The organism is Phyllobacterium chamaecytisi (assembly GCF_020164455.1).
GTDB classification, from domain to species: domain Bacteria; phylum Pseudomonadota; class Alphaproteobacteria; order Rhizobiales; family Rhizobiaceae; genus Phyllobacterium; species Phyllobacterium chamaecytisi.
This window is the reverse complement of record NZ_JAIQWW010000017.1, coordinates 109,602-123,342: the sequence shown is the minus strand read 5'-3', so window position 1 is coordinate 123,342 and position 13,741 is coordinate 109,602. Positions and strand designations below refer to the sequence as shown.

Sequence of the window (13,741 nt, the reverse complement as noted above, 5' to 3'; positions counted from 1 at the left end):
TCGGCCCGCGCCTACGCCTGATGCCCGCTGATGTCAGAGCCCGCCGTCGGCGAGAAGCGCCTGTTCCAGATCGTCGCGGTGAGCGAGATTGCCGTAACGACGAGAAACGCCACCGAAAAGTCGCCAAGCTTGGGGTCGGTGTGATCTTGCACAAGCATTGATGTGTTCAGGGCCAATGCGCCGACGCAGATGCCGAGCGAAAGCATCAATTGCTGGAAGGTCGTATAGAAGCTCGTTGCCGAACTCATCCGCTCCCGATCGATCTGGTCATAGGCAACAATATTGTAGGCGGTGAACTGGAACGACATGAAGAACCCGCAAAAGAACAGGATCGTGAAGATAAGCCAGATTGGCCAATCCGGACGGAAGAAGGCGCAGAGCGCGTAGCCAAGCGTTGAAATCCAGCCGATGACTGTCAGGCTGTTGCGGAATCCATATCGTCTCAGGATTTTGCCGGCAGTCGCCTTCATCAGCATCGATCCCAGCGCCGTTGCAATCACGATGCCACCAGCGGACGCCGCTGACAGGCCGAACTGCAGTTGCAACATGAGGGGCAACAGGAATGGCTGTGCACCTTGCGTAATGCGGGTCAGCGAACCCGCCATGACCGACTCCTTGAAACTCGGAACCCGCATCAGGGAAAAATCGAGGATCGGCGATGGATGACTGCGCGCATGGCGCAGGTAGGCGGCACCGAACACAAGTCCGATGGCAATGAGAAGAATGGACGTCACCGCCTCGCCGCTTCGACTGGACATTTCAAATCCGAACAGCAGCGAACCCAGCGACACGCCGGAAAGAAACAGTCCAAAGGTGTCGAACTTGCCCTTCGATTCACCCTTGAATTCCTCGATGTATATCGAAACCAGGATGAACCCGAGAACGCCGATCGGAACGTTGATATAGAATATCCAGCGCCAATCGAGATAGGTGACGATCAAGCCGCCAACTGGCGGTCCGAGTATCGGGCCTATAAGCGCGGGCACAAGCAGCCATGACATGGCCGCAACGAAGTCCTTGCGCTGGACGCTGCGCATGAGGACGAGACGCCCGACCGGCATCATCATCGCGCCGCCAAGCCCCTGGATGAGCCGGGCAAATACCAGAAAAGTCAGGTTCGGCGCTTGCGCACAGAGTATCGACCCGAGCGTGAATACTGCAATCGCGGTGCGAAAAACCGTGCGGGATCCAAACCGGTCTGCCACCCGGCCGCTGGCAGGAATAAAGATCGCCAAGCTCAGGAGATACGATGTCAGCGCGATACTCATCGATGGCGGGCTGACACCGAAATCGCGCGCCATTGTCGGCAGCGCGGTCGCAAGGACTGTTGCGTCGAGTTGCTCCATGAACATGGCGCTGGCGATGATCAGGGCGATTAGGCGAAAATTTGGAGCCGGTTTTTGAGTCGCCCCAATGGGAGCGCTCGGCTGGCCGGTAGCGACCTGACAAGTCTGGTCTGACATCGCTGGAATAGCTCTCGATGGCACGGTCGGCTTGAGATGAAGGCAACCGCAGATAGTAAGCACTTAGTGGCTTGGATGAGCGGGATATAATCCTCGACGCTGGCTATGGCCATATGTCTTTTCGCTTTTCTGCATGGCGCGACAAAAAAGCCTCAGGTTGAACCAAGCTCGTCGCCACAACCCCGGAGTCCTCCAATTCACGGGAAATTTCGCGTACGGATCTTTTCTGGTCTCTCATTTTAATCGGGCCCGGTGCCGGCAGGACGATAATTTTCAAAAATCTGCCATCTCCAAAATAATATGCCTCTTCATACACTACCAATTCAGTAGAGTATTGGAGTCAGGCAGCCATATGAGCTCTGCCGACACGTTTAGATCAATGGGAGCGCACAATGCCTAAGACAGAATCAAACGCGATTACGCTCGGCACAAAAGCCGCTGACTTCATTTTGCCGGATGCGGAAGGAAAGCTCTACGAGCTTTCTAGCTTCTCCGAAAAACCCGCCTTGCTCGTCGCTTTCATCTCCAACCGTTGTCCGTTCGTTGTGTTGCTGCGTGAAGCGCTGGCACAGTTTGCGCTCGAATATGCGCCGAAGGGATTGCAGATCGTCGCCATCAACAGCAATGACGCGAAGGCACATCCGGAAGAAACGCTGGCACGCATCGGTGAGGAAGTCGCCAACTTCGGCTATTCGTTCCCGTATCTGAAGGACGAGTCACAGACCGTTGCCAAGGCCTATCGCGCCGCCTGTACGCCCGATCTGTTTCTCTTCGATGCGGAGCGCCACCTCGCCTATCACGGCCAGTTCGACGATGCGCGTCCCGGCAATGGCAAGCCAGTAACCGGCGCGGACATCAAAGCCGCAGTTGATGCAGTGCTTCTCGGCCAGAAGCCGTCTGACAAGCAGGTCGCATCCATCGGCTGCAACATCAAATGGCTGGAAGGCAATGAGCCGTCCTCCCTCTCGCACGCTGCCTGAGAATTCCGAACGCATGTCATCTGATCGGGTAAAATCCACCAGCAATGATCCGCTGCATTTGCAAGCGGATGTGCTGGTGCTTGGCGGCGGTCCTTCCGGCGCATGGGCAGCGCTGGCAGCTGCCGAAGATGGAGCTCGTGTTGTCCTCGCTGACAAGGGCTATCTTGGCACGAGCGGCGCCACAGCCCCATCCAACACCGGAACCTGGTGCGTTCCGCCGGGTGAAAATCGTGGTCAGGCTGTCGAGCGGCGCTGGCAGCGTACCGGCGGGCTCGCCGATCAGCGCTGGATGCTGCGCTGCGTCGATCAGGCTTACGAAAATCTGGTTAAGCTTTCCGAGTGGGGCTACCTGTTCCCGCACGAAGATGACGGCCGGCTCTATATCGCCAACCTTCGCGGTCCCGATTACATGCGCTTCATGCGACGGCGGGTGCTGAAGGCCGGTGTCACTGTGCTTGACCACCACCCTGCCCTTGAACTTCTGTCGAATGGCGATGCGATCACAGGCGCTTCCGGCGTAGACCGGCAGCGCAACCGCGACTGGAGCGTCGAGGCAAAAGCCGTTGTGCTCGCGACGGGCGGATGTGCCTTCCACGAGCGTATCCTCGGCGCAACAGGCCTCACTGGCGATGGTTACCTGATGGCTGCGGAAGCCGGCGCGCATCTTTCTGGCATGGAGTTCACCGGGAAGTACACGCTTGCCCCCTATGAAACGTCGCTCAACAAAGGTCTGCCCTACAGATGGGCCACGTTCTACCGCGAGGATGGCTCACCTCTCGTCGACGCAAATGGCGAACAGATATCCAACGGCATTGGTGAACGCGAAAAGGACATAGCGAAGGCGCTGATAGACGGTCCGGTTTTTGCCCGCCTCGACCATGCCGAGCCCGCCTTGCAGGATTGGCTGCGCCGCGGCCAGCCCAATTGCTTCGTGCCGCATGATCGCGCCGGCATAGACCCATTCAAGGATTTGTTTCGCATCACATTGCGGGCCGAAGGCACGGTGCGTGGCACGGGCGGCATCATGCTCGCGACCGCCGATTGCGGCACGGGCGTTCCCGGGCTCTACGTCGCCGGCGACGCAGCCAGCCGTGAAAACATGACAGGTGCGGTGTCAGGCGGCGGCGCGGTCAATTCGTCCTGGGCTATCGCCAGCGGTTGGTGGTCGGGCAAAGGCGCTTCGACCCACGCGCGTAAATCGGCACGGAAAGCCTTCCGTTCCATGTCGAAACCCCTTGGCGAAGCGGGGCTACGACCGGCCGGAAACGCTCGAGCAGACCTGCGCACCGCCGAAATCATCGAAGCTGTTCGCGCCGAAGTCATTCCGCTGGAAAAGAATTATTTTCGCGACGGTACAACCTTGCACACCAGCAGCGAGCGGCTGGAGCGCCTGTGGAATGATGTGCGTCAACACCTCCACGCCGAGGGTGTGGACCGCGTGCGCAGTCGCGAGACCGCGTCGATCACGGCTTCGGCGCGCTGGTCGCTTGCTTCTGCGCTCGCCCGCAATGAAAGCCGCGGCATGCACCGGCGGGCAGACCGTCCCGGGAATGATCCCGCATTCGCCCGACGCATCCTCGTCAGCGGGGTCGATGCAATCAGCATTGGCGAAGCGCAAATCAGTCGCGAGGGCATCGCGTCATGATTGAGATTGTCTCCGCAAGCCGTTGTATTGAATGCGATATCTGCGTGAAGGTGTGCCCCGCGAATGTGTTCGACGCCGTGCCGGATTCAGCACCCGTTATAGCGCGCCAAGACGATTGCCAGACCTGCTACCTCTGCGAAATCTATTGTCCCGTCGATGCACTCTATGTCGCGCATCGCGCGGAAGGCCACTTTCCGATCACAGAAGCCGAGGTCGAGGAACGCAATCTGTTTGGCAGCTATGCGCGCGCGCTCGGCTGGAAACGCGGCAAGGCTGGCGGAACCGAACATGACCCGACGCATCGCATTCGCGTCGCGGCAGTTTGAAGGAGAATGCAGATGGACCGAATTGTCGTCTCCGGTATTAGAAAAACCTTCCAGCTCAAGCCGGGTCAATATGTGACTGTCGACGGCGAGGAGACCGATCGTGTTACCGTCCTCGATGGCGTCGATCTGAACATCCGCAAGGGCGAGTTCATCACGCTTGTTGGTCCGAGCGGCAGCGGCAAATCTGTCCTGCTCGATATCATCGGCGGGTTGACCCAGGCGAGCAAGGGCATCGTGCAACTGGACGGCACCACCATCACCAGGCCCGATCCCAAGACCGGTTATGTGTTCCAGCAATATGCGCTCTTCCCTTGGCGCACAGCCCTGTCGAACATCGAATATGCCCTGGAGGTGCGCGGCGTACCAAAGCGCGAACGCAGCGACCGCGCGCGATATTTCCTTGCTCTGTTCGGACTGTCCGGTTTCGAGGATCGCTATCCCAATCAGCTTTCCGGTGGAATGCAGCAGCGTGTGGCCATTGCCCGAGCGTTGGCGAGCAACCCCGAAGTGCTGTTGATGGATGAACCATTCGCCGCGCTCGATGCGCAGACACGCGAAATCCTGCAGAGCGAACTCCTGAAGATCTGGGAGAAGATCAATACGACCGTCATCTTTGTCACGCACTCCATCGATGAGGCGATTTATCTCGCCGACCGCATCGTTGTGATGACTGCCCGTCCCGGCACGGTGAAGGAGATCATCGACATCGATCTGCAGCGCCCGCGCGATGGCGACATTCGATCCAGCACGGAATTCAACGCATATCGCGCCCGCGTTTGGGAAGCACTGCGTGATGAAGTCAACAAGGCGCAAAAGGATTGGGCGTTGTCGCCTGCCTACGCCAACTAAAAATCCAGGGAACGGAAACATGGCCTATATCAGCGAAAAACCCGGCATCGGCATCAGGTTGCCATCAATTGCAGCGCGCAGTGCTGCCCGGCCTACGCGCAAGCACAAGACGGTACGCGGGGACGGTACCTTCAGCTATGGCCTGCCCTTGCTAATCCTGTTTTTCCTGCTGTGGGAAATCGCGCCGCGCCTCGGCTGGCTTAATCCGATCTTCTTCCCCCCGCTCAGCGATGTCTGCCGGTCATGGATCGGCTTGGCAGAAAGCGGCGTCCTCGCCAAGCATATCGGCATCAGCCTGCAGCGGGCAGCGATCGGCTTTGGATTGGCGACAATTGTTGCCGTTCCGCTCGGGTTCCTGATGGGGCGTTACTCGCTTTTCGAAAAGATTTCAGATCTGCTGGTGCAAACCCTCCGCAACACATCGCAGTTCGCTCTGTTGCCGGTCTTCATTCTGCTCCTTGGCATAGGCGAAGCGTCCAAGATTGCGATCACCTTCTATTCGTCGGTGTTCTTCCTGCTGGTGAACACGATCAGCGGCGTCAAGGCAGTCGATCCGCTCCTGTTGAAAGCGGCCCGCTCGATGGGAACATCGGATGTCGATCTGTTCCGCAAAGTCATCCTTCCGGCGAGCATTCCATCCATCGTCGCGGGTGCGCGTCTCGCGGTGAAATCCTCCATTTTCGCGGTTATCGGCGCCGAGATGCTCGCTGCCAAATCTGGCCTCGGCTACCTGATCCAGCAATCGCAGCTGATGATGGAAACTGGCGATATGTATGCCGGCATTCTGACCATGACACTCATCGGCCTTATCGTGAATTACCTGCTGGTCTGGTTCGAACGTTGGGCAACCTCATGGAAGGGCCAATCCGACACCTCACCTCACTAAGAATTTTCACTTTCTGCAAAACGCCAACGAAGGAACCATATTATGACGATTTCAAACAACGGCGTTTTGCGCCGGACCCTGATAAAAACCATCGCCGCCTCGCTGCTTGGTTTGACAAGCTTCGCCCTGCCCGCCATCGCGCAGGAAAAGCCGGATGTCATTCGCATCGGGAGTACCGCACCTGGCCATCTGAAATTCATTCTGGCCCAGCATGATGGCTGGCTGGAAAAGGAATTTGCCAAGGATGGTATCAAGGTTGAACTTGTGACCTTCACCGGCGGTGGTTCTGAGGCAACCACCGCGCTTGCCACTGGCGCTATCGAAGTCACCTATACCGGCAACAACCCCGCCCTGCGCGTCGCTGCATCGGGCGCAGATGTCAAGCTGATCGGCATCTCCAGTTTCGTCAAAACGGGCGGCTCGGCCATCATCGTTCCGACGAACTCGCCGCTTAAAACCGTCGCCGACTTGAAGGGCAAGAAGGTTGCGTATCTCGCCGGCACAGTGCGTCACTCGAATTTCAGCAAGGCGCTGAAAGGCGCCGGCTTGAAAACCGACGACGTGGAATCGCTCAATCTGCCATTCGAGGCGTCAGGCCCTGCACTGCTGCGCGGTGATATCGACGCAATCGTGGAAACGGACAGCACGGCGGCAAAACTCGTCGACACCGGCCAGGCTCGCATCCTTCTCGATGGATCGGAGCACCCCGAATGGGCCGTGCCGAACGTCATTTCAGTCAATGGCGCCTTCGCGGAGAAATATCCAGATCTGGTCAAACGCCTGCTGAAGGTCGATATCCAGATTTCGCGCTGGGCCGACGCACACCCGGAAGACACGATCAAGATTTTTGTCGACGAAACAAAGTCCTCGGAAAAATCCGTTCGCAAGACCTACAAGGATGGTGTGTTCTTTCAGGACCCTAAGATCACCGACGAAGCGCTCAATTCGCTCAAGGAAGAAGAGAAGTTCATGGCAGAGGCAAAGCTTCTGAAAGGAACGATCGATTACAGCAAATGGGTCGACACCAGCTATCTCGACGCTGCCTACAAGGAACTCGACGCCAATCAATAATCCGCGAGCGACGTTGACAAATCCGGTTGCCGGGCCTGAATTGCGGGCCCGGCACTTTGATATCTGGCCGCGCTGTGTCGTGGCCATCCCGCATGAAATGCACTGAGGTTATGAAATGACGACTGCACTATCGGACGGCGAGGAAACAGCCGTCACAGCGCGGCAACCGCGTCTTGTCGCTCTCGTTGTTGCAGTCGCCTTCTTCATGCAGATGCTTGACGGGACGATAATCACGACCTCCCTGCCCCAGATGGCACATTCATTCGGCATCGAGCCCGTGGCGATGAGCATCGGCATTACGGTCTACATGCTGTCCATGGCCGTTTTCATCCCGATTTCGGGCTGGATGGGTGATCGCTTCGGCGCTCGCAATGTCTTCATTGCCGCCATCGCCATTTTCACGATCGCCTCGCTTGTCTGCGGTCTGTCGGAAACGCTTTGGCAATTCGTCGGCGCGCGTGCCGTTCAGGGCGTGGGCAGCGCCCTGATGACGCCGGTCGGGCGCATGATCGTGCTACGCAATGCGGAGAAGTCCGAGCTTGTCTCCGCTATCGCGCTCATTACGTGGCCTGCGCTGTTCGCACCGGTCATCGGCCCTGTCCTTGGCAGCTTCATCACCACCTATCTGAGCTGGCACTGGAACTTTCTCATCAATATACCGCTCGGCGTCCTTGGTATTCTGCTGGTGCTCAAATTCGTTCCGGATCAACGCGAAACATCGGTTCCGAAGTTCGACATGAAGGGTTTCGCGCTCTCTGCCGCCGGTTTGGCGCTTGTCCTCTCCAGCCTCGAATCCTTCACGCATGGCATCCACGAGTTCTACATTGCCGTCGCGATGCTTGTCGGCGGTTCGCTGTTGTCGGTCGTGGCTGCTAGACATTTTCTGCAGGTCAAAAATCCGCTGCTGGATCTGTCCGTCTTCAAGATCCACACCTTTGCCATCGCCACCGCAGCATCCGGAACGGCAGGACGCGTCTCGATAAACTCGGCACCATTCCTGTTGCCGCTGCTGTTTCAGGTCGGCTTCGGCTTCAGTGCCATCAGGACGGGCACTTTCATCCTGGTCTATTTCATCGGCAATCTCGGTATGAAGGTCGTCACCACGCCGCTACTCAGGCGGTTTGGCTTTCGCTCGATCCTTTGCTTCAACGGTCTGATCGCAGCGCTCTCCCTCGCCGCCTGCTCGCTTCTATCCGCCGAAACGCCAGAGATCATCTCCTTTGCGCTTCTGCTCGTCGCGGGCCTCTCGCGTTCGATGCAGTTCACGGCGCTCAACACATTGACCTTCGCAGACATCAACGCTTCACAGCGCAGTTCTGCCTCGACGCTTTCCAGCATGCTTCAGCAGATGTCGATGCTGCTTGGCGTTGCTATCGCCGCCATGGTCCTCAACGTGTCGCAAATGGCTCACGGCACTGCCACCACCTCGCTGACGGATTTTCGCGTGGCATTCTTCGTCGTCGGCCTTATCGGCGTCGTGTCTGCACTTCGTTTTCTGGAATTGCCATGGAACGCCGGAGCCGAAGTCTCCGGTCACGCTAGGAAGACCTGACGCTGCTTCAGTCCGCTAGCTTGGTGACGAAATCAGCATTGCCGCGCAACGTATTGCTGACGGTACAGATTTCTTCGGCAGCCTCGACGATCTTGTGCTTCGTTGCGCTGTCGAGTTCGCCATCGATCTCAATGGAAATATCGAAGCGGGCGACGCGCGACGGTCCGTCATGCGCCTTTTCGCCAGTCACATGCACCCGGACTTCGCCGAGCCTGTCGGTAACGCCAAGGCGGCTGGCAGCAATGCGCGCGCTCAATGCAATACACGCCGACAGTGAACTATACAGCAAATCGATCGGGCTGAAGCCCGGTTCGGAAACCGAGGTAACAACGCCGATCTTGCCTCCCGTCTCGGATGTGACGAGCGGCAGTTCCTTGGGCTGGAGTACGGACGTTGCGCCCACGGGGCGAGTCCTGATCTTGAGTTCCGACATTGGATGATTTCCCGACAATATGTGCCCTGACACTACTCAGCGCGCGTGCGAAACGCTACCGCTTTGTACCCTCTCGAGCGCTCTCATCGCTTCGAACAGCATTTCCCTGTCCCGTTGATGCGCCTCAAACAGTGCGACGAAGGCGGGGTTGCTGATCTCGTGCGGTTTCGGTGCAGCCTTGGCGCGATCAAGACTGTTGTCTGCAGCCCGCCTCGCGGTGTCGACGCGCTGCTTTGCTGCGTCGATTACAGAGAGAGCCTGGCGCTTGCCACCTGTCGACATGGTTGATCCCGCTTCGGTTCCTGCAATCAATGATTGCAAAAACTGTCCGCTGGTCTCATCCACGCGCTCGACTGGTCTACCGTTCATGCCATACGCTTTTCGTTCGCTAATTCACTTCACCGAAGCATAAATCCTTGTTCCTCCGGGCAGAACGCACCGGGACTCAAAATTCTTGCCGATATGAGTAAACAATTCCAGTTTCCGGCCGCTTCTGGAAAATCAATTGCGGCAATATTGTTTACGGCCTGCTGCAGGCCGATTCGTTTGCCGATAGTCCGTCTCGAAATATTTGGCCCGATCTTCGAATAAATCGCGGCGCGGCGTGTTCTCCACATGTCAGATTGTCATTCGGAGATAGAACTCATGAAACACTCGATCACATCCACCCTGCTCGGCGCCAGCCTCGCCCTTGCTGCTTTTTCCATGCCGGCCTTTGCTGCCGGCGGCGGCGGTACCGACGATTCCGCCACGACGCCCACCTGTCCCAAGGGCCAGGTCTGGAGTTCCAAGGCCAAGAAATGCGTCAAGAAGACCAGCAGCGCCGTTCCGGACAAGGACCGCACCGAGTACGCCTACACGTTGGCCAAGGCCGGACGCTACCAGGAAGCACTGGAAATGCTCGATACATTGAAGGATCAGAACACCAAGGAAGCACTCAACTATCGCGGCTATGCCACGCGCAAGCTCGGCCGCACCGATGAAGGCATCTCCTGGTACAAGAAGTCCGTCGCGCTCGATCCGAAATACGCAAAGGTTCGCGAATATCTTGGTGAAGCCTATGTCATCAAGGGCCAGCTCGATCTCGCCAAGGACCAGTTGATGACGATCAAGTCGATCTGCGGAACCACGTGCGAGGAATATCGCGATCTCCATGAGGCGATTGAAAAGCCCTCGAAGATCTGACCCGGCTGTCGCCCGGCTGAAGGCGGTTGTGATTTGTTCACAAAGAAGGGATCAAGGTGACCATCGCTCATCGCCAACTTTCTGCTTATAGTCGGGTGACACCAGACACGTCGTTAGCGGCGGACGTCCGCAGTGGACTTGTCTGGACGGAGGCAATCATCGCGAGCGAACATGAAATCCGGGCGAGCCTTGCCCAGTATCTCGGCCGGCTCTGGCGGTACGGTATTGTACTGTCCCGCCAGCGCGACGTTGCCGACGATCTCGTGCAGGCGACCTGTGTTCGCGCGCTGGAGCGCGCCAGCCAGTTCACGAGCGGGACAAGGCTTGATCGATGGCTATTCTCGATCATGCATTCGATCTGGCTCAATGAGGTCCGCTCGCGCCGCATCCGCATGGGTAACGGTTTCGTCGATGCCGACGTAACACTTTCCTTCGACGGCGAACATGAAACCGAAACGCATGTCATGGCCAATCAGGTCTTGCGTCAGGTCAATGAATTGCCGGAGGCGCAGAGGACCGCCGTGTTTCTTGCCTATGTGGAGGGTCTGTCCTATCGCGAGGTCGCGGAGGTCCTGGACGTACCAATCGGCACGGTCATGAGCCGCCTGGCAACGGCCCGTGCCAAACTAGCTGAGAACGCCGATCCGGATGTGATCGCCAAGCAAATGAAAGGAGGGAAATGATGGTTGATCTGAAGCACGCCGAAATGCCCTCCGACGAAATGTTGGTCGCGTTTCTCGACGGCGAACTTGATGGCGAGGAGCGCGCGCGGATTGATAGGCTGATCAAGATCGATGAGGCCGTCGCCGCGCGATATGAATTTCTCTCGCGCAGTGAAATGGCCTTTTACGATGCGTTCCAACCGCTGCTCGAAAACGCCCCGACGGCAAAGCTGGAAGCTATCCTGGGCGGACTTCCTGCTTCGATCACCGACGAACCCGCTTCAAGGGGCTTGAGCCGCCGCGGTTTTATGGCCGCAGCCATCGGGTTGGTCTTTGTCGGCGTCGGTGCCGATCGAGGCTTCATGGCGTTCAAGCAATCTTCCAGCGATCATAATGACGACTGGCGGGCAGTTGTTGCCGAATACCTGTCGCTTTACACGCCCGATACACTCGCCAATCTCGATAGCGACGAGCAATCGCAAAGCGCGCAACTGCAGAACGTAGGTGACGCGCTCGGCCTCTCGCTTCCTCTGCAGGCAGTGTCGCTGCCGGGCATCCCGCTCAAACGCGCGCAGGTTCTGCAGTATGATGGCAAGCCGCTTGGGCAGATCGCCTATCTCGATCCCGAGCACGGACCAATGGCTCTGTGCATCGTCCAATCGTCGAGTGGACCGCGTTCACCGCAAACCGAGCGGCGGCACGGCATGAATGTCGTCTATTGGTCGGATCAGGCCCATGGTTACATGCTGATCGGTCGTAACACAGCGGATAAATTGAACGATTTGGCGGAAGGGGTGCGAACAGCGCTCGCCGTATAAGCTTCTATAAAAGCCGGTGGGTATTCCATGCTGATTGGACTACGGTAGGCATTCTGTGCATTTGACCTCGGAGGAATGTCATGCGCCCAGTCACCGAACCGACAGAAAGCGATGTTGCCAGACTAAGTCACGTGCGCGGCGCCGATGAGCCGCCATTGCTGGAAACCACCATCTCACAAACGCTCGATAGGGCGGCCTTGCGATGGCGCGAAACCGAAGCCGTTGTCTCGGTCCATCAAGATATTCGGTGGACTTATGGCGAGCTGAAAGCAAGAACCGATGCTTTCGCCGCGGGCCTGATCGCGTTGGGGCTGCAGCGCGGCGACCGCATTGGCATATGGTCGCCCAATAATGCGCAATGGGCATTGACCCAATTCGCTGCGGCAAAAGCTGGGCTTGTTCTCGTTAATATCAATCCCGCCTATCGCCTCTCCGAGGTCGAATACACGCTGAACAAGGTAGGTGTAAAAGCGTTGGTTGCGCTCGAGCGGTTCAAGACGAGCGAATATGCCGAAATGATCGAAGCCCTCGCCCCGGAAATTTCCTCGGGTGAAGGGGAGATCAACTCTTCAAGACTACCCTGTCTGAAGCATGCCATCTTGATTGGAACACACGTTCGCCCCGGATGGATCGCGTTCGAAGATGTACCCAAGCTCGCAACAGAAATTCACCGTGCCCAACTGTCAGACCGTGACGCAACAACGGGTTGCGCGGATCCGGTCAACATACAATTCACCAGTGGAACGACAGGTTTGCCCAAGGGCGCTACGCTTTCCCATCGTAACATACTCAATAACGGTTTTTTCGTAGGCCGAAGCGTTGGCCTGAATCCCGGAGACCGGCTCTGCATCCCCGTCCCGCTTTATCATTGTTTCGGCATGGTCATGGCAAATCTTGGCTGCGTCGTGCACGGCGCAACCATGGTCTATCCGTCCGAAGCCTTCGACCCGTTGGCGGTTTTGAGCACCATTGAAGCCGAGCGGTGCACGGCTCTTTATGGTGTGCCGACAATGTTCATTGCCGAGCTCGGACATGCTGAGTTCGAGCGCTTCGACCTGTCATCCTTGCGGACAGGATGTATGGCAGGCTCGCCCTGCCCCGTCGAGATCATGAAGCAGGTCATCGAACGCATGCACATGCGGGATGTCACCATCGCTTACGGGATGACCGAGACCAGTCCCGTCAGTTTCCAAAGTTCGGGCGAAGATCCGGTTTCCCGGCGGGTCTCGACGATCGGGCGGGTTCAACCGCATCTCGAATGCAAGGTCATCGATGTCAATGGTAATACCGTTCCTCGCGGCACGCCTGGCGAGCTCTGCACCAGGGGTTATTCCGTCATGATCGGCTACTGGGATGATCCGGAAAAGACAGCTGAAGCAATCGACGAAGATGGCTGGATGCACACCGGTGACCTCGCGACCATCGATGACGAGGGCTATGGCAATATTGTCGGACGCCAAAAGGACATGGTGGTTCGCGGCGGCGAAAACATCTATCCGCGCGAAGTAGAGGAGTATCTGTTTCGCCACTCCAAGATCAAGGACGTTGCCATCGTCGGCGTTCCTGATCCGAAGTTCGGCGAAGAACTCTGTGCCTGGATCATTTTGAAGACCGGTGAAGATGCCGACGAAGAAGAGATCAAGGCGTTTTGCCATGGACAAATCGCCCATTACAAGGTGCCGAGATACGTCCGTTTCGTCGAAGCATTTCCTCTGACCGTAACAGGCAAGATCCAGAAATATCTTATCCGCAAACAGATGGCGGAGGAGCTTGGAATACAGGAACAGAAAACGGCCTGAAACCAGTCCGCTGCATTCTGCTAATGGCTAATTGACACTGTGAACCCGGTTAACCTAATCCGGGTGGTACTG

At 57.5% G+C, this 13,741-nt stretch carries 14 protein-coding genes; 11 read left to right on the top strand and 3 right to left on the bottom strand.

The window, feature by feature from the left end; all coding sequences use genetic code 11:
• Positions 1–11: 11 nt before the first annotated feature.
• Positions 12–1,463 (bottom strand): DHA2 family efflux MFS transporter permease subunit, encoded by a 1,452-nt coding sequence (locus LB462_RS23035; protein WP_224512832.1) that lies wholly within the window; start codon positions 1,461–1,463, stop codon positions 12–14.
• A gap of 392 nt (positions 1,464–1,855) precedes the next feature.
• Here LB462_RS23035 and LB462_RS23030 point away from each other — a divergent pair, with 392 nt between their 5' ends.
• The 7 genes from LB462_RS23030 to LB462_RS23000 all read left to right on the top strand — a co-directional run bounded on the left by LB462_RS23030 (position 1,856) and on the right by LB462_RS23000 (position 8,772).
• Positions 1,856–2,443 (top strand): thioredoxin family protein, encoded by a 588-nt coding sequence (locus tag LB462_RS23030; protein ID WP_224512830.1) that lies wholly within the window; start codon positions 1,856–1,858, stop codon positions 2,441–2,443.
• A gap of 13 nt (positions 2,444–2,456) precedes the next feature.
• Positions 2,457–4,088, top strand: a complete 1,632-nt coding sequence (locus LB462_RS23025) for an FAD-dependent oxidoreductase (protein ID WP_224512828.1) — start codon at positions 2,457–2,459, stop codon at positions 4,086–4,088.
• The gene (locus LB462_RS23020; RefSeq protein WP_224512826.1) at positions 4,085–4,414 is read left to right on the top strand and encodes a 4Fe-4S binding protein; all 330 of its coding nucleotides are present in this window, start codon (positions 4,085–4,087) and stop codon (positions 4,412–4,414) included. The genes LB462_RS23025 and LB462_RS23020 overlap by 4 nt, the downstream gene beginning before the upstream one ends.
• A 12-nt stretch (positions 4,415–4,426) precedes the next feature.
• The gene (locus tag LB462_RS23015; RefSeq protein ID WP_224512823.1) at positions 4,427–5,263 is read left to right on the top strand and encodes an ABC transporter ATP-binding protein; all 837 of its coding nucleotides are present in this window, start codon (positions 4,427–4,429) and stop codon (positions 5,261–5,263) included.
• A gap of 19 nt (positions 5,264–5,282) precedes the next feature.
• Positions 5,283–6,149, top strand: coding sequence for an ABC transporter permease (locus LB462_RS23010; RefSeq protein ID WP_224512821.1), 867 nt, complete (start codon positions 5,283–5,285; stop codon positions 6,147–6,149).
• Positions 6,150–6,191: 42 nt separating this feature from the next.
• Complete coding sequence (locus tag LB462_RS23005; protein WP_224512819.1) at positions 6,192–7,220, top strand: aliphatic sulfonate ABC transporter substrate-binding protein; 1,029 nt, start codon at positions 6,192–6,194, stop codon at positions 7,218–7,220.
• A gap of 115 nt (positions 7,221–7,335) precedes the next feature.
• Positions 7,336–8,772 (top strand): MFS transporter, encoded by a 1,437-nt coding sequence (locus tag LB462_RS23000; RefSeq protein ID WP_224512817.1) that lies wholly within the window; start codon positions 7,336–7,338, stop codon positions 8,770–8,772.
• A gap of 7 nt (positions 8,773–8,779) precedes the next feature.
• On the opposite strand, the gene LB462_RS22995 is transcribed toward LB462_RS23000, so the two are convergent.
• Both LB462_RS22995 and LB462_RS22990 read right to left on the bottom strand, forming a co-directional pair.
• Positions 8,780–9,205: an OsmC family protein gene (locus LB462_RS22995; protein ID WP_224512815.1), complete on the bottom strand. Its 426-nt coding sequence runs from the start codon at positions 9,203–9,205 to the stop codon at positions 8,780–8,782.
• Positions 9,206–9,241: 36 nt separating this feature from the next.
• Entirely contained in the window at positions 9,242–9,574 is a 333-nt protein-coding gene (locus LB462_RS22990) for a hypothetical protein (protein WP_224512813.1), read from the bottom strand.
• A 267-nt stretch (positions 9,575–9,841) separates the two neighbouring features.
• Here LB462_RS22990 and LB462_RS22985 point away from each other — a divergent pair, with 267 nt between their 5' ends.
• The 4 genes from LB462_RS22985 to LB462_RS22970 all read left to right on the top strand — a co-directional run bounded on the left by LB462_RS22985 (position 9,842) and on the right by LB462_RS22970 (position 13,669).
• Positions 9,842–10,390 carry a tetratricopeptide repeat protein gene (locus tag LB462_RS22985; protein WP_370637274.1) on the top strand — a complete coding sequence of 183 codons (549 nt, stop codon included), beginning with the start codon at positions 9,842–9,844 and terminating at the stop codon, positions 10,388–10,390.
• A 95-nt stretch (positions 10,391–10,485) separates the two neighbouring features.
• On the top strand, positions 10,486–11,073 hold the full coding sequence (locus LB462_RS22980) for an RNA polymerase sigma factor (RefSeq protein ID WP_224512918.1): 588 nt from the start codon (positions 10,486–10,488) through the stop codon (positions 11,071–11,073).
• Positions 11,070–11,870: an anti-sigma factor family protein gene (locus tag LB462_RS22975; RefSeq protein WP_224512808.1), complete on the top strand. Its 801-nt coding sequence runs from the start codon at positions 11,070–11,072 to the stop codon at positions 11,868–11,870. Before LB462_RS22980 ends, LB462_RS22975 begins: the two co-directional genes overlap by 4 nt.
• Positions 11,871–11,950: 80 nt before the next feature.
• Complete coding sequence (locus LB462_RS22970) at positions 11,951–13,669, top strand: AMP-binding protein (protein WP_224512807.1); 1,719 nt, start codon at positions 11,951–11,953, stop codon at positions 13,667–13,669.
• The last annotated feature ends 72 nt before the right edge of the window (positions 13,670–13,741 follow it).